At 59.9% G+C, this 21343-nt stretch carries 21 protein-coding genes and 1 pseudogene; 4 read left to right on the top strand and 18 right to left on the bottom strand.

Features of this window, described 5'->3' with window-relative positions; all coding sequences use genetic code 11:
* Positions 1-20: 20 nt before the first annotated feature.
* The 7 genes from ACCD00_RS21640 to ACCD00_RS21610 all read right to left on the bottom strand — a co-directional run bounded on the left by ACCD00_RS21640 (position 21) and on the right by ACCD00_RS21610 (position 4682).
* Entirely contained in the window at positions 21-677 is a 657-nt protein-coding gene (locus tag ACCD00_RS21640) for a glutathione S-transferase family protein (RefSeq protein ID WP_413427456.1), read from the bottom strand.
* Complete coding sequence (locus tag ACCD00_RS21635; RefSeq protein WP_413427455.1) at positions 674-1270, bottom strand: cysteine dioxygenase; 597 nt, start codon at positions 1268-1270, stop codon at positions 674-676. The genes ACCD00_RS21640 and ACCD00_RS21635 overlap by 4 nt, the downstream gene beginning before the upstream one ends.
* 17 nt (positions 1271-1287) lie before the next feature.
* Positions 1288-2124 (bottom strand): amino acid ABC transporter ATP-binding protein, encoded by an 837-nt coding sequence (locus tag ACCD00_RS21630; protein WP_413427454.1) that lies wholly within the window; start codon positions 2122-2124, stop codon positions 1288-1290.
* The gene (locus ACCD00_RS21625; protein WP_413427453.1) at positions 2111-2899 is read right to left on the bottom strand and encodes an amino acid ABC transporter permease; all 789 of its coding nucleotides are present in this window, start codon (positions 2897-2899) and stop codon (positions 2111-2113) included. The genes ACCD00_RS21630 and ACCD00_RS21625 overlap by 14 nt, the downstream gene beginning before the upstream one ends.
* Positions 2889-3623, bottom strand: a complete 735-nt coding sequence (locus tag ACCD00_RS21620; protein ID WP_413427452.1) for an amino acid ABC transporter permease — start codon at positions 3621-3623, stop codon at positions 2889-2891. Before ACCD00_RS21620 ends, ACCD00_RS21625 begins: the two co-directional genes overlap by 11 nt.
* Positions 3620-3778 (bottom strand): hypothetical protein, encoded by a 159-nt coding sequence (locus tag ACCD00_RS21615; protein ID WP_413427451.1) that lies wholly within the window; start codon positions 3776-3778, stop codon positions 3620-3622. Before ACCD00_RS21615 ends, ACCD00_RS21620 begins: the two co-directional genes overlap by 4 nt.
* A gap of 61 nt (positions 3779-3839) precedes the next feature.
* Positions 3840-4682: a transporter substrate-binding domain-containing protein gene (locus ACCD00_RS21610; RefSeq protein WP_413427450.1), complete on the bottom strand. Its 843-nt coding sequence runs from the start codon at positions 4680-4682 to the stop codon at positions 3840-3842.
* A 244-nt stretch (positions 4683-4926) separates the two neighbouring features.
* Between ACCD00_RS21610 and ACCD00_RS21605 the strand changes: the two genes are divergently transcribed.
* Entirely contained in the window at positions 4927-5778 is an 852-nt protein-coding gene (locus ACCD00_RS21605) for a LysR substrate-binding domain-containing protein (protein ID WP_413427449.1), read from the top strand.
* A 46-nt stretch (positions 5779-5824) separates the two neighbouring features.
* Here ACCD00_RS21605 and ACCD00_RS21600 read toward each other — a convergent pair whose 3' ends face one another.
* The 3 genes and pseudogenes from ACCD00_RS21600 to ACCD00_RS21590 all read right to left on the bottom strand — a co-directional run.
* Positions 5825-7207 carry an LLM class flavin-dependent oxidoreductase gene (locus ACCD00_RS21600; protein WP_413427448.1) on the bottom strand — a complete coding sequence of 461 codons (1383 nt, stop codon included), beginning with the start codon at positions 7205-7207 and terminating at the stop codon, positions 5825-5827.
* 35 nt (positions 7208-7242) lie between these two features.
* Positions 7243-8088, bottom strand: coding sequence for an amino acid ABC transporter permease (locus tag ACCD00_RS21595; protein ID WP_413427447.1), 846 nt, complete (start codon positions 8086-8088; stop codon positions 7243-7245).
* Positions 8088-8906 (bottom strand): annotated as a pseudogene (locus ACCD00_RS21590) (ABC transporter substrate-binding protein); the annotation flags it as partial. The gene ACCD00_RS21595 and the pseudogene ACCD00_RS21590, both read right to left, overlap by 1 nt.
* A gap of 398 nt (positions 8907-9304) precedes the next feature.
* Here ACCD00_RS21590 and ACCD00_RS21585 point away from each other — a divergent pair.
* Positions 9305-10126: a DeoR/GlpR family DNA-binding transcription regulator gene (locus ACCD00_RS21585; RefSeq protein WP_413427446.1), complete on the top strand. Its 822-nt coding sequence runs from the start codon at positions 9305-9307 to the stop codon at positions 10124-10126.
* A 46-nt stretch (positions 10127-10172) separates the two neighbouring features.
* Here the strand turns inward: ACCD00_RS21585 and otnI are convergent, their stop codons facing one another.
* The 5 genes from otnI to ltnD all read right to left on the bottom strand — a co-directional run bounded on the left by otnI (position 10173) and on the right by ltnD (position 15511).
* The gene (otnI, locus tag ACCD00_RS21580; RefSeq protein WP_413427445.1) at positions 10173-10961 is read right to left on the bottom strand and encodes a 2-oxo-tetronate isomerase; all 789 of its coding nucleotides are present in this window, start codon (positions 10959-10961) and stop codon (positions 10173-10175) included.
* Positions 10962-10982: 21 nt separating this feature from the next.
* Positions 10983-12443, bottom strand: a complete 1461-nt coding sequence (locus tag ACCD00_RS21575) for an SLC13 family permease (RefSeq protein WP_413427444.1) — start codon at positions 12441-12443, stop codon at positions 10983-10985.
* A gap of 189 nt (positions 12444-12632) precedes the next feature.
* Positions 12633-13271, bottom strand: coding sequence for an aldolase (locus tag ACCD00_RS21570; RefSeq protein ID WP_413427463.1), 639 nt, complete (start codon positions 13269-13271; stop codon positions 12633-12635).
* 8 nt (positions 13272-13279) lie between these two features.
* A complete protein-coding gene (gene otnK / locus ACCD00_RS21565) occupies positions 13280-14578 on the bottom strand; it encodes a 3-oxo-tetronate kinase (protein WP_413427443.1) in 1299 nt (432 codons plus the stop codon).
* Between the two features lie 27 nt (positions 14579-14605).
* Entirely contained in the window at positions 14606-15511 is a 906-nt protein-coding gene (gene ltnD, locus ACCD00_RS21560; protein ID WP_413427442.1) for an L-threonate dehydrogenase, read from the bottom strand.
* Positions 15512-16259: 748 nt separating this feature from the next.
* Between ltnD and ACCD00_RS21555 the strand changes: the two genes are divergently transcribed.
* Positions 16260-17432: a DUF1624 domain-containing protein gene (locus tag ACCD00_RS21555; protein ID WP_413427441.1), complete on the top strand. Its 1173-nt coding sequence runs from the start codon at positions 16260-16262 to the stop codon at positions 17430-17432.
* A gap of 164 nt (positions 17433-17596) precedes the next feature.
* On the opposite strand, the gene ACCD00_RS21550 is transcribed toward ACCD00_RS21555, so the two are convergent.
* The gene (locus tag ACCD00_RS21550) at positions 17597-18037 is read right to left on the bottom strand and encodes a CBS domain-containing protein (RefSeq protein WP_413427440.1); all 441 of its coding nucleotides are present in this window, start codon (positions 18035-18037) and stop codon (positions 17597-17599) included.
* A gap of 732 nt (positions 18038-18769) precedes the next feature.
* Here ACCD00_RS21550 and ACCD00_RS21545 point away from each other — a divergent pair.
* Positions 18770-19945 carry a LuxR C-terminal-related transcriptional regulator gene (locus tag ACCD00_RS21545; RefSeq protein ID WP_413427439.1) on the top strand — a complete coding sequence of 392 codons (1176 nt, stop codon included), beginning with the start codon at positions 18770-18772 and terminating at the stop codon, positions 19943-19945.
* A 99-nt stretch (positions 19946-20044) separates the two neighbouring features.
* Here the strand turns inward: ACCD00_RS21545 and ACCD00_RS21540 are convergent, their stop codons facing one another.
* Positions 20045-20800, bottom strand: a complete 756-nt coding sequence (locus ACCD00_RS21540; protein ID WP_413427438.1) for a glucose 1-dehydrogenase — start codon at positions 20798-20800, stop codon at positions 20045-20047.
* On the bottom strand, positions 20797-21343 hold a 547-nt coding region (locus ACCD00_RS21535; RefSeq protein WP_413427437.1), incomplete at its 5' end, for a DHH family phosphoesterase. The genes ACCD00_RS21540 and ACCD00_RS21535, both read right to left, overlap by 4 nt.

Raw genomic sequence — 21343 nt, 5'->3', positions numbered from 1 at the left:
GGGTTGCGCTCGAAAGAAAATTATTGATGCGCCAGAGCGCGTTCATTGGCCGCCACTTCGCGGCCCTTCGCATATGCACGCTGAATGGCTGGACGTGCCTTGAGGCGTTCGCGCCAGGCACGGATGTGCGGGAAGTCCTGCAGTTCCTGTCCCTGTCGCTGCGGCTGAATCCACGGGAAAATCGCCATGTCGGCGATGGAGTATTCACCCGCCACATGCGGCACTTCAGACAGACGCGCTTCCAGTACCCGATACAAGCGCGTCGCTTCGGCATTCAGCAAATCCAAAGCGAATGGAATCGGTTCCGGGGCCTTCTCTTTAAACACCTGTAGCTGACTCAGGTAAGGGGTTACATGCCCCACCTGCCAGAACAGCCACTCCTGGACTTTCTGTCGTTCGACACTGCCTGCCGGCGGCAGAAAACGCTCGGCCTTGTTGGCCAGGTAATTGAGAATGGCGCCGGACTCGAACAGGCTCAGCGGTTCGCTCAACCCCTCTGGCGCATGGTCGACAATCGCCGGAATGCGGCCATTGGCGCTGATCCGTTGAAACGCCGCCTGCTTCTGTTCGCCCTCGCGGATGTTGATCGGCACCACGCGGTACTCCAACCCGAGCTCTTCGAGCAGGATGCCGATCTTCAGACCATTGCCGGTCGGCCAGTAATACAGATCGATCATGGGTAGGCCTTGATCGACGGCGCCATTTGCGAGGCGTTGTAATTGAGAATGCGTCCGTCGGCCTCAACGCCATAGCGACCGTTAAGGGACTCCAGCGGCAGGCCGTAGAGATGGAAATGCAAGGTCGCCTGCTCGCCCTCGACGCGAATGCCGTGCAGGTCTTCTCCCAAAAACGAGATCGACGTGCCGGGTTGGACGATCACTTCCTTTTGCAGATGCAAGGTGGTGAAACCCGGCTCGCGACCTTCGTCATCACGACCATAGACGTAGTTGATCTCCTGGCCTTCGACGGCACTGATGATCGCCCAGGTTTCGTGGTTGTGCGGGATCGTACTTTTACCCGGCAACAATGAGTTCAGGTATAGCGTTGGCGTGTCGCCGTCGTCGTTAAGCCGGTAGCGAAACGCAGTACTGCCCTGCCCCGGCACCGGCGCCGGGAACTCGTCGAAGTTGAACAGATCACGGCGCTCGGCCAGGGCTTCGAGCTGGGCAACGATTTCCACCAGCGCGGCGCGGTCGACGCCCCGTTGGTTGATCACGCGGATTTTCTTCAGGAAATCCTCGATGACGGCGGCACGGTTTTCGGTACTCATGAACAGGCTCCTCGGTTTTATACGGACAGGCTGTAGCGGCCCAGGTTGGTCAGCAGATAAGGGTCGTTGGCGACGGCGGGACGGCGCCCCGGATCGCCCACGGCATGGCGCAGGAATTCCTGGGTGCGCTCGCTGACCGGGTTCTGAAAAATCTGTGCGGCGCTACCGTGTTCAACAATCACGCCGTTTTCGGTGAAATAGACGATGTCGCTGATTTCTTCGGCGAAACGCATCTCGTGGGTGACCAGCACGCACGTCATGCCCTCTTCGGTCAACTCGCGAATCACGGTCAGCACCTCGCCGACGGTTTCCGGATCAAGAGCCGAGGTCACCTCATCGAATAGAATCAGCTCCGGGCGCATCGCCAGTGCACGGGCAATCGCCACCCGCTGTTGCTGACCACCGGACAGTTGTCCCGGATAGGCATCGGCCTTGTGCTCCATGCGCACTTTGGCCAGCAAGGCACGCGCCTGTTTTTCCGCATCGGCACGGCTGCGCCGCAACACCTTGCGCGGTGCAATCACCAGGTTCTCCAGCACCGACAGATGCGGGAACAGGTTGTACTGCTGAAACACAAACCCCACGCGTTTGCGCAGTTCGATGCGCTGTGCTTCCTGCACCAGCGTGTGAACCAAGGTAGAGCCGACGCGGATGCTGCCACGCTGGGGCTGCAACAGCCCGGTGATGCAGCGCAGGATGGTCGACTTGCCGGAGCCGGACGGGCCGATGATCGACACCGCTTGCCCCCGATGCACATCGAGGTCGATGCCTTTGAGCACCGGGTTGCTGCCAAACGACAGGTGCAGATCGCGCAGGCTCACCAGCGGCTCGGCGACAGTTTCAATAGAAGGCATAACGTCGCTCCAGGCGTTGGGTGAGGCGGGAAATCGGGTAGCAATAAGCGAAGAACAGCACCAGCAGGCTCAGGTAGATCACCACGGTGAAACCGGTCATGTTCACGGTGTTGCTGGCAATCTGCGCGGTGTCGATCACGTCATGCACCCCCACCAGAGAGGCCAGCGCGGTGCCCATGGTGATCACCGCATACAGGTTCATCCACGGTGGCAACATGCGCTTGAAGCACTGCGGCAGGATGATCGAGCGGAAAATCTGCCCCCGGGTAAACGCCAGCGAGCGCGAGGCCTCCCATTGCGTACCCGGGATCGAAGCAATGGCGCCACGGAAGATCTCCGCAACGTTGGCACTCGCCGGCAAGGCCAGGCCGATCGTTACCTTGACCCAGTCCGGAAACGAGACGTAAGCGCTGCCGATGTGGATCTCGAACGGAAACACGTAGGTGGTGAAATAGATCAGCACCAGCCACGGAGCGTTGCGGAAAATCTGCACCCAGATCCGTGCCGGCAAACGCAGCAGGCGCAGCGGCGATAACGCCAGCGCCCCCACCAGCAACCCCAGCAGCGAACCCAATGCAATCGCGAGCAGACTGATCAGGATGTTCTGGCCAAAGCCGGCAGCCAGGGCCGGCGACCATTGCAGCAGCGCCTTCAATACCGGGCTTTGCGGGGTGAACCAGAGCAACCAGAGCCCGGCGCCGACCAACAGCAACAGTTTGCCGACATGCCGACGCGACCAGGTCACCGACGGGGTGACGGACGATTCAATGGCCATAGCCGGGCATCCTCAGGCGCGCTTCAAGGTAGCGCCCCACACAATTGACGATAAAACTCAGCAGACCGAAAAAGCTCAGGATCAGAATCATCAGTTCCAGAACGTTATCGCTCTGCGTCCAGATCATGATCGACGCGTAGGTGATGTCGCCGACGGCAATCGCCGAGGCAACGGCAGTCATCTTCACCAGGTCGATCAGGTTGTTGATCAGCGACGGCAAAGCGAAACGCAGGGCCAGCGGCAGTTGCACGTTCCATAGCAACTGACGGCTGCTCAATGCCAGCGAACTGGCCGCCTCCAGTGTCACCGCCGGTACCGCTTCAATGCCGGCGCGCAGTGCCTCGGCATGGAAAGCGCCCTTGTGCAAAGAAATCACGATCACCACCCAGGCGAACGGCGTCAGCGGGTTCGCTGCGCCGACGGCTTGAGTGAGCAACATGTTCAAGACGAGGAACGCGCAATACAGCTGCACCAGGGTCGGCGTGTTGCGCGTGACTTCGACGAACACACGTGCCGGTTTCGCCAACCAGGGATTGCCCGACGTCAGCATCGCCGCCAGTCCGAGCCCGGCGAGCAAGCTGCCGAGGATGGTGAACAGGCACAACCACATCGTGGTCAGCGCCCCCTGCACCACGGTGCCGCGCTGATAGGCGTCCAGCAGAAAGTTGTAGTTCAGACCGAACCCGGCAGCCCAGTGGACGAATAGCTCCAGCCAATGACTCATGCTGCGCCCCGCAATTGCGCGCCGGCCCGGGCGATACGGCGTCCGGCTTCAGTGACGCCATCGGTCGCGCTGGATGGGTGAACCCAGGGTGACAATGCAAGAGCGCTGGCCAGGCACAGTAAGGTCAGGTTTTTTGCGGAAAAATGACGGTTCATGCGCGACTACCTTGAATAGCCGTCGCACGATGCGGCGGCGTATTGAATGCGATGAGGTGAATCAGGCGCCGTTGGCCTGGAACTGCTTTTGCAACTCGACCAGCGCAGGTGACGCGGGGGTGATGTGGTTGCGGGTCTGGGCTTCGATCAACCAGCCGCTGCGGTGCAATTGCTTGACGATCGGGTCGAGCCTGGCCTGGGTGTCGCTTTCACCACGACGCGTCCAGATCACCGACGGCGCCGGGTTGAGCTCCGGACTGATGGCGCGATAGCCTTGCCATTCGGTGTTGTCGGCGATTAACGGATTGATCAGTGTGGCGTCATGTACCGCCGCAACGCAGTTGTTGCCACGCAGTGCCAACAAGGACTCGGAGGAACTTTTGAATGCTTTCAACTCAACGCCCAACCCGGTGAGCGGCTTGATGTAGCTGCTGCCCTGAGAGGTGCAGACCGGTTGCCCTTTCAGGTCTTCCCAACGAGTGATCTTGCTGTCCTTGAGCACTGCGGCGGTGCCGCCAACCCGGTAAAACGGTGTCGGTACAAAACCGAGGATCTCGCCGCGCTCTGCCGTCCATTCCATATTGGCGATCAGCAAATCCACTTTGCCCTGCTGCAGGAACTGCACGCGGTTGGCCGGCAATACCGGCACCAGTTGCACTTCAGCGCCCAACTGCCGACCCAGTTCCTGTGCGAGTTCGACGTTCAAACCGCGGGGTTTCTGTGTGGCCGGATCAATGCCGCCAAAGGGGCCGCCTGACAACAGCACGCCAACCACCAGCACATGACGCTGCTCGATCCTGTCCAGCGTCGCGTCAGCATGGGCCGCGGTGCTGGCGGCCAGTGAGATGAAGGCGCCCAACATCACGGGCAATAAACGTTTTACAGACGCGCGCTTGAACGACATGGATTTCCCCTCATGAATGATCGGCAAAACCCCGATCCGATGAGTGGCATCCTGCGTACAGCGTCGAGGTAACGGAAATACAAATATCTAATATCGTTATAACTCTGGTGCTGTCATTTTTTAGATAAACGCTTATAAGCCAGCGTTTATTGGCATCTGCGAGATTCCAGAAAAATCAATTTCTCCAAATACATAAAAAAATGTAATGTTTATGTTCGCACCCTTGATGTAAAAAGCAGCCGCCATGTCGACCCTCGATCTCGAATTACTGCGCACCTTCATTGCCGTGGTCGATCACCACAGCTTTGCCGAGGCCGGCGTGCAACTGGCCCGCACACAATCGTCGGTCACTCAGCACATGCAACGCCTGGAGCAACAGGTCGGGGTCAGCCTGTTCGAAAAACGCGGGCGGCAAAAGCAGCTCACGGAAGCCGGGCAGCAGTTACTGCGCCATGCCCGACAAATGCTTTCGCTCAACGATGACGCGCTGAATTCCTTGCGCGAAAGCAGCTTGAGCGGCGTGCTGCGAATCGGCTCACCCCATGACATCGCCGACACCATCCTGCCACCGATTCTCAGTCATATCGCGCGCTCGGCTCCGCGCTTGCGCCTGGAAATCGACGTCGGCCGCAGCCCGTTTCTCATGGACGACCTGCATCGCGGCAAGGTCGACATGGTGATTTCCACTCGCGAAGACCCCAGCCTGGAAGGTTTTGCCTTGCGCACCTCGCCGGTATGGTGGATTTGCTCTGCGCAGTTTCTTCATAACCCCGGCGAGCCTTTGCCGTTGATCCTGGTCGATGAGCCCAGCATCTATCGACGATATGCCCTTGAGGCCCTCGAGCGCGCCAACATTCCCTGGCGCCAGGCTTATCTGGCGTCGAACCTGATTGGCATCAAGGCGGCGACGCGTGCAGGCCTTGGCGTCACTGCCAGAAGCATGGAAATGTTGGGCCCGGATATGCGGGTGCTGGGTGAAAGCGATGGCTTGCCCCGTCTGCCGGACGTCACCTATCACCTGTGGATTCGACCCAATACGCTTAATCCTCTGGTGCGTCGGGCTTATGAGTTGATTCGCAGCAACCGCGGGCATTGAATGCCGAAGGTGCACGCGGTGTATGGGGCGAATCGCCCCATCCCCTCTAAAAAGCCTTGTCGAAACGGAACGAGGCCCCATAGGCCGACGCCGGCAACAGACTTGAACCATCGGCCCGTAACCGCGAACGGAAGGTACCGCTTTGCGGTTGAGTACGGTACAGCCCACGTTTCTGCAGTTCGGGGATGATCAGTTCGACGAAGTCCTCAAGGCTTCCGGGGCTGATCAGCGGATTGAGCATGTAGCCACTGGTGCCGGAGATTCGCGCATGCTCCTCAATGCGCTCGGCCACCTGTCGAGGGGTGCCCACCAGGATCAGATCGCTGCCTCGGGTGACGTTGGCAAACCGTTGCTTGACGTCGCCAGCGGTCAAGGGTTTGCCAGTGCCATCGGGACGCATCACGTAGGAGGTCATGCCTTCGGTGTGGGTGGAAAGCGCATCACTGTCGGCATAGCGGCTGATATCGATGCCGGTGTCACCCGCGTAACTGACCAGTTGGGCCTGCAAGTGATAGTTGCTTTGCAGCTCGTCATATTTGCGCTGGGCTTCGATCTCGGTCTTGGCCGTGACGATACGCAGCACCGTCAGGGACTTCACATCGTCACGCTGACGGCCACGTGCCTGAGCCTTGGCCCATATTTCTTCCAGCCCCTGACGAATTTCCTGCGGGTTGGACTTGGCAATGAAGATCAGCTCGGCGTGCTTGGCCGCAAACTCACGTCCGCGCCCTGACCAGCCGGCCTGAATCAACAACGGTGTGCGCTGTGGCGATGGCGAGGTCAAGTGCGGCCCGGCCACCCGGTAATGCTCACCGACGTGGTTGATCGGCCGCACTCGATCACCCCGGGCGTAGAGTTGTCGCGATCTGTCCGCAACCACGGCGTCGTCGGCCCAACTGCCTTCCCAGAGCTTGTAGACCACATCGAGAAACTCTTCGGCGCGCTCATAGCGGTCATCGTGCCTGATCATCTGCTCCAGACCGAAGTTGCGGGCGGCACTGGACAGGTAAGACGTGACGATGTTCCAGCCGACCCGGCCATTGGTGAGGTGATCCAGCGTGCTGAAGCGCCGGGCATGGGTAAACGGATGTTCGTAGCTGGTGGTGACGGTGACGCCAAAGGCCAGGTTTTGCGTCACGGCAGCCAAAGCCGGGAGGATCATCAAGGGATCGTTCGCCGGTGCTTCTACCGCCCATTTCATGGCCGCATCGGCATTGCCGCCAAATACATCGTAGAAACCCAGCACATCACCAAAAAACAGCATGTCGAGGTGAGCCTGGTCGGCAATGCGTGCCAGGTTCGACCAGTAGCCAAGAGAGTTGATGGTCAGTCGCTCGTCGGCCGGGTGTGTCCACAGGCTTGGCGCACCGCCGCAACCGACACTGGCCTGTTCGTAGAGTGCAAACAACAGAGGTTTGGGATCGGACATAGTGGTTCCTGAAAAAAATGATTAAACCGGGCGGATCACCGCTGATTCTTGAAGCCTTTGCCGTAGTGGCGTTCGAGGCGGTGCTGTATCAACTCGAGCCCGATGGACAGCAGCCAATAGATGACGGCCGCGGTGGTGAGCATTTCGATGTAGCGATAGGAAGACCGCCCATAGGACTGCGCCAGGAACATCACCTCCCAGACGCCCATCACCGAGATCAGCGAGGAGTCCTTGAGCATTGAAATGAACTGGCTGGTCGTCGGAGGAATGATCGTGCGCATGGCTTGCGGCAGGACGATCTGCACAAACGTCGCCGTTGGCCTGAGTCCCAGGGCCATCGCCGCTTCGCGCTGCCCGGGTGCTACGGCCAGGATGCCGGCGCGAAAGATCTCGCTGAGGTAGGCCCCATAGTTGAGCGAGAGCGCAATGATGCCGGCACTGATGGCGCCGGGAACAACGCCCAGCTGCGGTAAACCCAGATAGATCAGGAGGATCTGAATCAGCAGCGGAGTACCGCGAAAAAAAGATGCGTAGAAGCTCGCGATACCGAACGCCACGGCACTGCGTGACAGACGCGCCAGCGCCGTCACGAACCCCAGGAGCAGGGACAGCCAGATCGAGCAGAAGCACAGAAACAACGTCAGTGCGGCACCCTGCAGGAAACCGTTGGGCCCCAGATGCAGGCCGACCAGATTCGGCCACTTTTCCAGAATGATCGAGAACTTCAGATCGAAGCTCATGAAAAACATGACGCACAAGCCGAACAGCGCCGCCCACGTCAAGTACAGGCGAGTGCGAAAGCCAAAGAGCTGGCTCAAGGGGCGTGGCTCGGCTTCGGGTGCGACAGTCGCCTTGGCCGGATGTGGATTGAGGGCTGACATTGGCTGATATCGGCACCGATCCACTTCTGCGAAATCTTGCTCAGCGTACCGTCAGCCTTGAGTTGGGTGATGACCTCGGTGACTTTGGCACTCCATTGCGGATCACCCTTCTCGATCGCCACGACGTTCGGTTCGGCGTAGAGCGTATCGCCGGCAATCTTGAAGCGAGGATCCTGGGTAATACGCTCGCGCGCGGTGATCAGGTTGGTGACCATGGCATCCAGACGCACGCCCGTGCCCAGTGCCAGATCCTGGAACGCCACTGTCTCGTTGTCGTAGGGCGCGACCTGAACATTATCGAATGGATAGCTCAAAGGTTTGTCCTCGGCACCTTCGATCACCAGATCCTTGTTCAAGTAGGCTTCGTAAGTCGACGCGCTGATCACACCGACTTTTTTGCCGGACAAGTCTTTGCCCGCAGTGATGTCCTTATCCTTGGCATTCACTACGATCACTGCGGGTGACTGGTAATACTCGACCGGGAAATCGAACACTTCGGCGCGGGCTTTACTCGGGGTCATCGAGCAGACGCAGATGTCATAACGCCCGCTCCAGTGGCCAGCAGCGATCACGTCCCAGGACGGGGTCTCCAGTTTGAGCTTGACGCCAAGGCGCTGGGCAACCGCCTTGGCGACATCCACGTCAAACCCGTCCAGCTGGTTCTGCTCATTGAGAAAGGAAAACGGCGGATAACTTTCCATCAGGACGCCGGTCAACTCGCCTTTTTTCGTCACACGATCCAGGATCGGGCCTGCAAAAGCCGCAGAGCAACTGGCGGCTAACGCCAGGCCCAAGGACAACAATGCCGTGGTTTTCAAGTACGAAGCTCCTGTCAGTTGAAAAAACCTGATTAGATTAAAACGCACTATAAAATGCGTTTGTACTTGTTTTATGGAATAACAGGCTAGCTTCAGGCTATATCCGGGTTACGGGCTCAGACTGCCCTGACGTCAGCGACCTTCAGGCGATGCACAAGCAGCCACAAAGGTTGCCGGATTGTTCATGGCAATATCGATAACTGCTGGATCGACTCTCGCAAGGCATGATGTCGCCGGGCTTGGGAGTAAATAGCTCTGGCTACGAACAGGTAGAAACAGTTGATTTACGCAGGGGGAAATGGGCTCGGCGCCTCATCTCGCTACTGATCCAGTTGCAGATTCGCTACTATGTTTGCCTGCCTTCCTTGTCCGCGGATTTCTTCATTACTGGAGCCTGAATGCCTAGTCAAAAGGACATGGCCGCCGAAAGCGGCGCACCGATGATCCCTGAACAACGCCGTGAATTGATGCTGCGACAGTTGCGCAAGCATCAAGTGCTGAGCGTTCATCAATTGATGGAAATGTTCGACTGTTCGCACATGACCATACGCCGCGACATCGCGTTGCTGGAGCAGGAAGGTCGTGCCTACTCGGTAACGGGTGGGGTGCGAATCGCCAGTCAGCTGCACAGCGAGCCCAGCCATCAGTTCAAGGCGGTGGTGGAGTTGCCGCAGAAACAGGCCATGGCCAAACTCGCCGCCCGGCTACTGCATGCCGATATGGCGATTTACCTGGATGCGGGAACCAGCACCCTGGAAATTGTTCCCTACATCAAGGCGCTGTCCGGCATGACCGTGGTGACCAACGATTTCGGGATTGTCCAGGCCCTGATCGATGCGCCTCATGTCACGGTGATCCATACCGGCGGGCAACTGGATCACTCCAATCAATCGTGCGTGGGCAGCCTGGCGGTTGCCACCTTGCGTCAGGTCGTCACCGATATCGCGTTCATATCGACCAGCTCATGGGATTTGCGTCGCGGACTGACCACGCCTTCGGCGTTGAAGGTGGAGGTCAAGCAAGCGGCAATGCAATCGGCCTCGCAAGTGGTGCTGGTGGCCAGCAGTTCGAAATACGGGACCTTCAGCATGTACAGGATCGCCGGTCTCGAGCAGTTCGACATTATCCTCAGCGATGACGCGTTGACCCCTGCCGCGGCCGATGGCATCCGCAAGCAGGGCGTCGAACTGTTACTTCCATCGGGCAATACCGTGGCCTGAAACGACGGGCTCCTGCGTCCAGCGGAGCCCATGGTCCAGCTTTGTATTACGCTTGACGCGCCTTCCAGTCCCGCAACCATTGCAAGCCGGCAGACGTGTTGCCTCGAGGCCGGTATTCGCACCCTACCCACCCGTCATAACCCAACTGGTCGATCAACTCGAACAGATAGGGATAGTTGACTTCTCCCAGGTCCGGCTCGTGCCGGTCAGGCACGCCCGCGATCTGGATGTGACCGATACCGTCGAAGTCCCGACGCAGTTTAGTGGCCAGGTCGCCCTCGACGATCTGGCAGTGGTAGCAGTCGAACTGAACCTTCAGGTTACTGGCGCCCACTTCCTTGCAGATGGCCTGGGCCTGATCCTGCCGATTGAGGAAAAAGCCCGGCATGTCCCGCGTATTGATCGGCTCAAGCAATACCGTGACGCCTGCCTTGGCTGCCTGAGCGGTGGCATAGGCGAGGTTTTCCAGGTAAACGCCGTGATGCCGTGCCCGGTCATTCTCGGAGGGCAGCAGGCCGGCCATGACATGGATGCGTGAATTGCCCAGCACGCCGGCGTATTCCAGGGCGCGATCAAAACCGCTGCGAAATTCACTCTCTCGCCCCGGCAACGACACCGTGCCCCGCTCGCCCGCCGCCCAATCACCGGGCGGCGCATTGAACAATGCCTGCACCAGGCCATTGTCGCTCAAGCGTTGCTTGAGTTCTTCTGCGCTGTAGTCGTAGGGGAACAGATACTCCACCGCTTCGAAACCATCGGCCGCCGCGGCGGCGAAACGATCCAGAAACTCATGTTCCGGGTAAAGCATGCTGAGGTTGGCAGCAAAACGAGGCATGGTAGCTCCTGAGATAACGGGTCAGACAAAGGGCCAGATCAACAGGGTAATACAGAAACCCAAGGTGCCGAGCAAAGTGGTCAGCACCGTCCAGGTGCGCAAGCCGTCGGCCACGTTCAGTCCGGACAGCTTGGTGAAGATCCAGTAACCGGCATCATTGATGTGGGACATGGCCAGGCCCCCGCCGCCCATGGCCAGACACAGCAAGGCCATGTGGTTCGGAGTGAGGTTGAGCGTTGCAATCAGCGGGCTGATGATGCCGGCAGTGGTCACCAGCGCCACGGTGGTCGAGCCTTGCACCGCGCGTAACAGCATGGTCAGCAGAAAGCCCAGCGCCAGTACTGGCAGACCGGTGGTGCGCAGCATATCGGAGACCACGGCACCGATTCCGGTGTCCACCAGCACTTTGCCGAACACGCCGCCAGCACCGGCAATCAGGATCACCATGGCCACACCGGGCAAGGCCGAACCGATCACATCGGACACCTGATTGCGGCTCCAGCCCCGACGCGAACCGAGCAGCCAGGCACACAGCAAGGTGTCGATCAGCAGCGCCACCAGCGGTGCACCCAGCACCGTCATGACGCCGCGCAGGGTCGATTCCGCAGGCAGCAACGAGGTAGACAGAGTCCCGAGCAGAATCAGGATGATGGGCAGCAGGATCAGACTGACGATCAGGCCAAAACCCGGCGCCGGTGCCGCTGGCAACTTGGAAACAATGCTGCTGGTGGACTCTTCCAGGCCCATGTGCGACACGGCCACAGCCGCTCGCTCAGGGCTCTTGTCGTTGCCATTGGACCAGGCGGCCAGGTCCTCGTTGGTGACATGCGGGCCATAGACCTCGGCGCGAATATCATCGGTCATCGGGAACACCCGACGGGTCATGCGTCCGGCCACGCGGTAGCCGACATAGCAAAGCAGTGCGGTGATCGGCAGTCCGAACATCAGTACGCGGCCAAGGTCCGCGCCCAATTGACTGGCAGCGGCCACTGCGCCCGGGTGTGGCGGCAGGAAGGCGTGGACGGTCAACAAGGCCGCGCACATCGGCAGCGCAAACACCAGCAACGGCTTACGCGCACTGCGGGCAATACCGTAGGCCAGCGGCATCAGGATGATCACACCGACCTCGAAGAACACCGGCACCCCGACCATGAAGCCGGCAATCGTCAAGGCCAATGGCGTACGCCGATTACCGAAACGGGTAATCAGCGTCTTGGCCAGCGCCTCGGCACCACCGGAAAGCTCGATGATCCGTCCGATCATCGCGCCCAGGGCAATGATGATCGCAATATGACCCAGGGTCTTACCCATGCCGCCTTCGATGGTGGCGACCAGATCGGCCGGCTTCACCCCGGCCACCAACGCCACCAGAATGCTCACCAGCATCAAGGCCACGAAGGGCTGGAACTTGTACTTGAGCACCAGGAACAACAACAGCGCGATGCCGACCCCGGCGGTCATCATCAAGAGTAAAGGGCTCATTTCAGAAACCCTCCACGCCGTGAGAACGAAACGGTGCCGCCACTGGATCTGAACATGCCGCAATGAAGATGAGTCATGCCTGGTTTTCCTCTTGTTATTGTATTTTTTGGCAAGCCGAGTCCGTCGAGAGTCGCTGAGCGTCTCCCAGGCAAGGCTTGCGGTATCGATCTGTCGTGTTAAGCCAACGCTTTACCAGTGCGCACCAAAGGTTTCTCGCAGCTCGTCCAGTGCTGCCCGGTCGAGCGGCTCTGGCTTGGGATTGCTCATCAGCCAGAGTCGCGCGGTTTCCTCGAGTTCTTCCAGGGCATAGCTGGCCCTGGACACCGAACTCTCCCAGACCACCGGGCCGAGGCGTTCAAGCATCACGCCGCGAACGCTGTTGGCCAGTTGGGCGACCTGTTCGGCAACTTTTGGCGAACCCGGCCGCTGATAGCCAATCAACGGGATATGCCCGACTTTCATGACCTGATACGGCGTCAACGGCGGCAGAATGTCGCCCGCCTGCCAGACACCGGCCAGGGTCAACGCCACCAGATGGGTGGAGTGGGTATGCACCACGCCACCGACGCCCGGGTTGCGGTCGTAGACCTGGCGATGCAGCGCCAGGGTTTTTGACGGTTTGTCACCGGACACCCATTCACCCGCCAGATTGACCTTGGCGATGGTCGCCGGATCGAGGCGTCCGAGGCAGACGTCAGTCGGGGTGATCAACCAGCCGTCGTCCAGGCGCGCGCTGATATTGCCGGCGCTGCCGACGGTGTAACCGCGCTGGTAAAGACTGCGGCCCACTTCACAGATTTCTTCGCGCCGGGCGTTTTCGTCACTCACTGCGCGGCTCATTGCGCACCCCCGGTCGGGGCAAGCTGGCTCAAGGCTTTGCTGAAGAAGTCCCGACCACCGAAGTTACCCGACTTGAGTGCCAGCGCCAGGGGCTCGTCAGTGTTGCTGACGGTCGCCGGCACACCCGGATCGATTTGTGCGCCGATCTGCAACAGCTGTACACCCAGTGCCTGAACCACAGCGCCCGAGGTTTCTCCGCCGGCGATCACGAAGCGGCGCACGCCGCTCTGGCGCAGACCCCGGGCAATTTCGCCAAAGGCGTTTTCCACCAGGCTTCCGGCTTGCTCGACGCCCAGTTGCTGTTGCACCAACTTGACCTCTTCGGGCGAGCAGGTAGCGTAGATCAATACGGTTTGTTCATTATCGCGAGCAAAAGCCAATGCTTGCGCCACCACCGGCTCACCAGCAGCCAAGGCCAACGGATCAATGCGCAAGGCCGGTCGACCCGCTTCGAGCCAGGCCGCTACCTGTCCATTGGTAGCGATCGAAGCACTGCCGGCCAACACCACTTCCAGGCCTGACACCGCCGGGAGTTTCGCGGCATCGAGGTCGCGCAGCTTGCCGGCCCGACGGAAGTTTTCCGGCAAGCCCAAGGCCAGCCCCGAACCGCCCGTCAACAACGGCAAATCGGCGCAGGCGGTACCGAGGGCGTACAGATCGCTGTCCGACAACGCATCAGCGATGACCATGCCGACACCCTGCGCCCTTAGCTCTGCGATGCGTGCCCTCACCTGCTCAGCGCCACGGGCAATGGTGTCGTAGCGCAACAGACCGACGTTCAGACGGGTCTGCGATTGCAGGACCCGAACCAGATTGGCATCGCTCATCGGCGTCAGTGGATGATGTTGCATGCCCGACTCGCTGAGCAACTGATCCTGCACAAACAAGTGGCCGCGAAAGATCGTCCGGCCATTTTCCGGGAACGCCGGGCAGGCCAGGGTAAAGTCGCTACCCAGTGCGGCCAGCAGCGCTTCGCTGACCTGGCCGATATTGCCGGCCGCGGTGGAGTCGAACGTCGAGCAATATTTGAAAAAGATCTGCTCGCAGCCTTGCTCGCGCAGCCAGGCCAGTGCGGCGAGAGACTGCTCGACCGCTTCGGCGACCGGCGTGGTACGCGATTTCAGGGCAATGACGATGGCATCGGCATCAAGCCCGGCGGCAATTTCCGCGCTCGGGATACCGATGCTTTGCACGGTGCGCATACCGCCGCGCACCAGCATGTTGGCCAGGTCCGTGGCACCGGTGAAGTCGTCGGCGATGCAGCCCAGCAGCGGGCGTGCAGTGGATGTAGTCATGGGGTGTTCCTCAAACGGGCTCAGGCTTCAAACGGACTGGGGCTTGGCAGTCGGCAATTCGATGCCCGGGAAAATCTTGATCACCGCCGAATCGTCCTCACGGCCAAAGCCGGCACTGGACGCCTGCATGAACATCTGGTGAGCGGTGGCCGACAGCGGCAGCGGGAATTTGCTGGCGCGGGCGGTATCCAGCACCAGCCCCAGGTCCTTGACGAAAATATCCACTGCGGACAACGGCGTGTAGTCAGCCTTGAGAATGTGCGGCACGCGGTTTTCGAACATCCAGGAGTTACCGGCGCTGTGGGTGATCACCTCGTACAGCGCATCGGCATCGACCCCTTCACGCAGGCCCAGCGCCATGGCTTCGGCAGACGCGGCAATATGCACCCCGGCCAGAAGCTGGTTGATGATCTTGACCTTCGAACCCAGGCCATGGACGTCGCCCAGGCGATACACCTTGCCGGCCATACCCGCCAGGATCGACTCGGCCTTGGCATAGGCGTCGGCCGGGCCCGAGGTCATCATGGTCATCTCGCCAGCGGCAGCCTTGGCGGCGCCACCGGAAATCGGTGCATCCAGATAGAGCAAACCCAGCGCGGCCAGGCGCTGGCCCAGGTCCACGGCGTAGGTCGGAGCGACTGTGGCGCAGCCGATCACCAGGCTGCCCGGCCGCAGGCAGGCCACGGCCCCGCCCTCACCAAACAAAACGGTCTCGGTCTGCTCGGCATTGACCACCACGGTAATGATCACGTCACACTCGGCGGCCATGTGCGACGGTGACAGGCAAGCCACACCGCCCTCCCCGGCGAACTGCTCTGTTACGGCAGTGCGTACATCACAGGCATGCACATTGAAACCGTTGCGCAACAACGAGCGGGCAATGCCCAGCCCCATCGCGCCCAGACCGACTACACCGACATTCTTGTTATTCATGGGGTACTCCAGAGGAAAAGCAGCGACTGCTTCAATACCTGCAAGGCGCAGACGTTGGCCGCGTTGTAGATAGGGCGTCGGCAGACAGGATCAGCACCTGTGGCGCTGTCGTACAGGACGTGAGTCGCAATCTCATCGAGCATCAAGGCAGTCCTGTTGTTGTCGTGTTATCAGGTTGTCATACCGGCTGGGGAGATAATCCACCAATGAACGGATTATGTGAAGTATTTTTTCCAATTCACATAATTTAACATCGCCTTCGTCACGCTGAACGAAAAGATGCTGCCTCCCTATGGGAGACAACCGAACCACGAACTTGTTGAAAACCCTGGATTCGCAGGGGTTGGCGCTGGTTTTTCCCGCTGTTCTTCGTCAGCACATGGATGCAGATCGATGAAGCTGAAGCGCGAAGCCGAACGCTCAAGAATAAGGCCATCGCCTCCCTGCGCCCGGGGCCTGGAGGCATTCAATGGGCACGACGACCCGGGACGAACGGAGTCAGTGCCTCTTCACTTGCAACACAGCAGCCACAATGCACGCCCGCGCTTGAATACCCGGGGCTTTTCAAACAGGTAGTTTTTTGACCGGCTTGCTGCATCAGAACACAAGGTTCAGCCGGGCCTCATTGGCCCGAAGGAACGACATTCGAAAGGCAACGGGACAGACCATGTAGTTACGTTATATGATTACAATATATAGCTGTCAGCGTTGTCTGGCAGAGCAATTCACTCCCAGCCTGCGATTTCCGATGACGATATCTGTTCACATTCCGCCCGCTACGCGCCTGAACCAACGTCTGTTGTCCATCGATGCCCTCAGGGGACTCGTGATCATATTCATGCTCCTGGACCACGTGCGAGAGACGTTCTTCCTGCATCGCCAGGTAGCTGACCCGATGGGGATCGAGACAACCGAACCGGCATTGTTTTTCAGCCGGACACTCGCTCATCTGTGTGCCCCCGTGTTCGTCCTTCTCACTGGACTGTCTGCTTACCTGTACGGCGAAAAACACCAGGGCAAGAGCGGCATTTCCGCCTTCCTGTTCAAGCGCGGCCTGTTCCTGGTACTGCTGGAGTTCACCTTGGTGAATTTCGCCTGGACATTCCAGTTCCCGCCCACTGTGATTTACATGCAGGTGATCTGGGCCATCGGCGTCAGCATGATTGCCCTTGCCATACTGGTCTGGTTGCCAAGGCCAATCCTGTTCGCCCTGGGCGTGCTCATCGTCGCCGGGCACAACCTGCTCGATGGTCTGCACTTCCCGGTCGGTACAACGATGCACGTGCCTTGGGCGGTTCTCCATGATCGCGGCTGGATCGACGTATCCGAAGGGCTCAGGTTGCGAACCTCCTACCCGGTTCTGCCCTGGATCGGGGTGATCGCCCTGGGTTACTGCATCGGCCCCTGGTTTGCTCGCTCGGCCTGCGTCACCGCGCGTCAACGCAACCTGTTACTGGCAGGCATTGCAGCATTGGCAGGCTTCCTGGCATTGCGCCTGGCCAATGGTTATGGCGAAGCCCATTGGGTGGCCTACGAAAGCACCATTCAAAGCTTGATGAGTTTTTTCAACATCACAAAATATCCGCCCTCCCTGCTGTTCCTTGCCCTGACTCTGGGGGTGGGGCTGCTACTGCTTCTCGGCTTTGAGCGCGCTCCGCAACGCAAGGGGATCAGCACCCTGGCGGTATTTGGAGCGGCACCAATGTTCTTCTATCTGCTTCACCTTTACGTGCTGAAAGTACTGTATCTGATCGGCGTTGCACTGTTCGGTTTGAACCAGGGTAACCATTTCGGTTTCGACGGCATTTGGGCCGTGTGGCTGACGGCGTTGATCCTGGCCACATCGCTGTATCTACCCGTGCGCTGGTTCGCCGCACTGAAGGCCCGTCGTCGCGATATCGGCTGGCTCAAGTATTTCTGACTGCGGCGTGGGGCGGCCGACAGGCAGAACAGATCGTTCGTATTGCCAAGGGACGATCAAACGGCGCTGCTTTGCATGGCGTTAACAGGGTGCACGGTATCGGGCAGCACATTGGAAAACTTGATGTGCCTGTGAACCCTGCATCCGCCCTACCCCTGGTCGCTTCAATGCCCACGGATATAGTGTTCCAGTTGCCGGATCAGGTCGGCCTGCTCGACGATGGCTTCTTTCACCAGATCACCAATCGACAAGAGGCCGATCAGTTGATCACCTTCCACCACCGGTAAGTGGCGCAGATGACTGTCGGTCATGACCACCATGCAACGCTCGATGCTCTGCCGACTGTCTGCCGTCACGACGGGCGCGCTCATGATGGCCCTGACCGGCGTACCGACCGAAGAACGACCCTGCAGAACGACCTTGCGCGCATAGTCGCGTTCGCTGATAACGCCAACCACCCGCCCTTCTTCTATCACGGGTAGAGCCCCCACATTCTTTTCAGCCATCATCTTCAGCGCTTCAAACACCATCTGATCAGGTGCAATGCTATGCACCTGCTGGTTTTGCTTGACCTTCAGTTTCAGCAATTGTGCGGCTGTTTTCATACACGCCCCCGAAACCCATTACGGTTAAAAAAGCAAAAAAAAAACGCCTGAAACCCTTCGGTTCCAGGCGCCTTTGCCTGTTCTTTTGCAGCGATAAAACCAGACTTCCCTGCCTGATGCACCAATGTCCCCCATGTCCTGTCCGGCCAATCGATCGTCGTTGACCGAGGGGGCTGCCCTGAGGAGTTCGTTACAGGTGAATCTGATGTGAGCCTTGCAGCCTTTGTGCCAGTCGACAGCAGAGAGACTTCATTCACTGTGCAAGTCCAGGCTCCCGAGCTGGAGATGACTGTCACCGCGACTGCGATCCAGACGAGTTTCAGTGGGGGTAAGCAGACTTCCCAAGAAAGCCAATTGCCAAGGGTGCAAATCGGGACGATTGAGCTAATGGAGGCGAAAGTCCTTTGTGCCGCTTCCGTCTGGTGCGCGTTGCTATGCATGGCGCTTTAAAAAAGTGCATGTACACATCTCGACGGGAGTTTTTATGTAGAACACCGAGAGTTCTTCAGTCTGCGGTCGCTTGAACAGCCTTTCGTGCTCCTCCTCGATGTCATCAAGTGAGTCACCTTGACCGAATCACATAATAAATCCATTAAAAACAAAGCATTACCTTGTAGGCGAGTGAGTCCCCTGATCTTGGCATAGCCCCGACTTCACCTAAGCCGAATGGACGATTCGCCTCCCCTTTGTTGCCTCTACTTTCGTGCAACAACAATAAAGAGTGACTTGTGCATGACCTCTTCCATGCCCCCCGGCCAAGACCTTTGCGCCCGCGCCGGAATCAATGCCGCCGAGTTGAGCGAACTGCTCGACCAGGTCTATCGCGGCCCTCTGGAAAGCACGCCCTGGGCCAGCCTGCTGGAAGCCCTGCGCCAGCGCTTCGCCGCCAGCTTCTTCACCCTGGTGCTGCGCAACCCCGCCCATGAGCGGCCCGGGCTGATAGTCAACGCCTCGGTGCATGGTCCCCTGCTGCCGGGCGAACCCTCCTACAGCGAGCAGTACTACTCGATCTGCCCGTTCCTCAACTGGCCGGTCGAACAGGTCGCCAGCGCCGACCAGGTAATGGGCACCACCGACTGGCTGGCGCACGACTTCTATCGCAACTACCTGCAACCGCTCGACCTGCGCTATGTACTGGTGTCCAACATGCGCACCACCGCCGGTATGCACTGCGCGCTTTTCGCCTGCCGCAACCATGCCGGGAAGGATTTCGATGACAGCTTGATCGCGCTGATACACCTGCTGCTCCCGCACCTGCAGCAGGCCGTGGACCTGCATTCCGCCGTGGACCAACTCGAGTCGGAGCGCCGGCTTTACGCCACGATCATCGACCGGCTGCTGGTGGGCACGGCGATTCTCGACGAAACCGGACGAATGATGCGCTGCAACCCCGCGGCGCAACGCCTGTTCGACGCGCGTGACGGCCTGGAATGCCGGCAGGAGAAACTCTGCGCGTTCGCCAATCACGAAAGCCGTAGCCTGCAGCAAACCATCCAGAAGATGTTGCAGCTCCACCAGCACGGCCTCGACGATGAGATCGAGGTCCTGACTCTGTCGCGGCCCAGCGGGAACCTGCCGCTGAACGTCCTGCTGCGCCCCATCGCCCTCAACCACGAGTGCCAAGGCGGCGCTCAGCGGCCGGCCGTGGCGGTATTCATCCGCGACCCCGCCGATTCGCCGCAGGCTTCGCGCAAGCTGTTGCGCAGCCTGTTCCAGCTGACCCGCACGGAAACCGAGGTGGCGATGCTGATAATGGACGGCCTGACGCTCGACGAAACCGCCGAGGCCCTCAGCGTCTCGCGCAACACCGTGCGCGCGCACCTGCGTGGCGTGTTCGCCAAGACGGGGGTCACGCGCCAGGCACATCTGATCAAGACCCTGCTCAACAGCGTGGCGTCACTGGCATAGCCCGGGAGCCTCGCTATCGGTGCCAAATCCCACGCCTTGGTGCTCAGCCACGGAATTGGAGGAGGCTTCAGACCGCAGTTTTGCCTCCTCACATTCCCGTCAGCCGAAGGTGGAGCCCGCCAGCATGCCGCCGTCCACAATGAACTCCGATCCGCTGCAGTAGCTCGATTCGTCGGAGGCGAGGAACAGCACCAACCGGGCAACCTCGTCCGGTCTGCCAATGCGCGGGATCGGCAGACCGCGATAGATCGACGAGGCGTCGAATTCGGCCAGCTCCGGAGGCCGGGACATGGCGGTGTCAATGCCGCCCGGGTGCACCGAGTTGACCCGGATGCCATGGCGACCCAGCTCCAGCGCGGCGGCCTTGGTCATGCCGCGTACAGCGAACTTGCTGGCGACATAAGCGGTGCCACCGGCAACACCCTCCATCCCGGCGGTCGAAGATACATTCACGATCGAGCCGCCACCGGCACGCTTCAGCGCGGGAAGCACCGACTTCATGCCCAGCCAGCAACCCACCTGGTTGACTTCGATGACCTTGCGATAAGTGTCGAGGGAGCACTCCTCCAGCGGCGACAGCACCAGAATGCCGGCATTGTTGACCAGCACATCCAGCCTGCCGAAACGCTCCTGCGCCGCACGCACCGCTGAGTCCCACTGTTCGGCGCAGGTGACGTCCAGCCGCTGGAACGACGCCGCCTCGCCCAGTTCGTCGGCCAGCCGCTGGCCATCCTCTTCGAGCAGGTCGGCGATCACCACGCGCGCGCCCTGCTCGACAAACAAACGCGCTTCCGCCGCACCCTGCCCTCGTGCGCCGCCGGTGATCAATGCCACTTTTCCATCCAGTCGCTTCATCGTTGCGTCTCCTGTTGGGCAACCGCCCTGGGGTATCCCGACAACAGCCTGTCGGCCAGATGATCCAGCCCGTCGTCGTCGAGGTGATTGATTCCGGCCGCGCGAGCGCGTCCGCCGCCTGTCGCGAAGCCGCGACAGAATTCGTCAGCCGACATCCCGGCTCCGGCCGGAACCCGCAAGCTGAAACTCCAGCCGCCGCCAGCCTTGGGGCTGAGCAGCCCGATCACTCTGGACGGCTCTGCGACGGCCAACTGGTTGGCCAGTACGCCGCTGACCCGCCGCGACCAGGCTTCGGCGGGCAAGCGGTAAAGCAGTGCCCCAGGACCTTCGCGCCAGGGTTGCTGCCTCTGAGCCGCGACCATGTCTTCTGCGTAGCCGGCACGCAGCCTGATGAAGCTGGGACTGTGCAGCGCGAACTCCAGCGGATCACTGTAGGGCAACAGCTCGGCAGCCAGCGCCACGGGGTCGAAATGCAGGTCGGCCAGGCTGTCGCCATAGGCGTTGTAATTGAGCAGCAGGCCCAGTTCCTCGAGCGCCGCCACC

It is taken from the genome of Pseudomonas sp. Pseusp3, assembly GCF_047304225.1.
GTDB lineage: Bacteria > Pseudomonadota > Gammaproteobacteria > Pseudomonadales > Pseudomonadaceae > Aquipseudomonas > Aquipseudomonas fluorescens_CD.
This window is presented reverse-complemented; position numbering and strand designations above follow the sequence as displayed.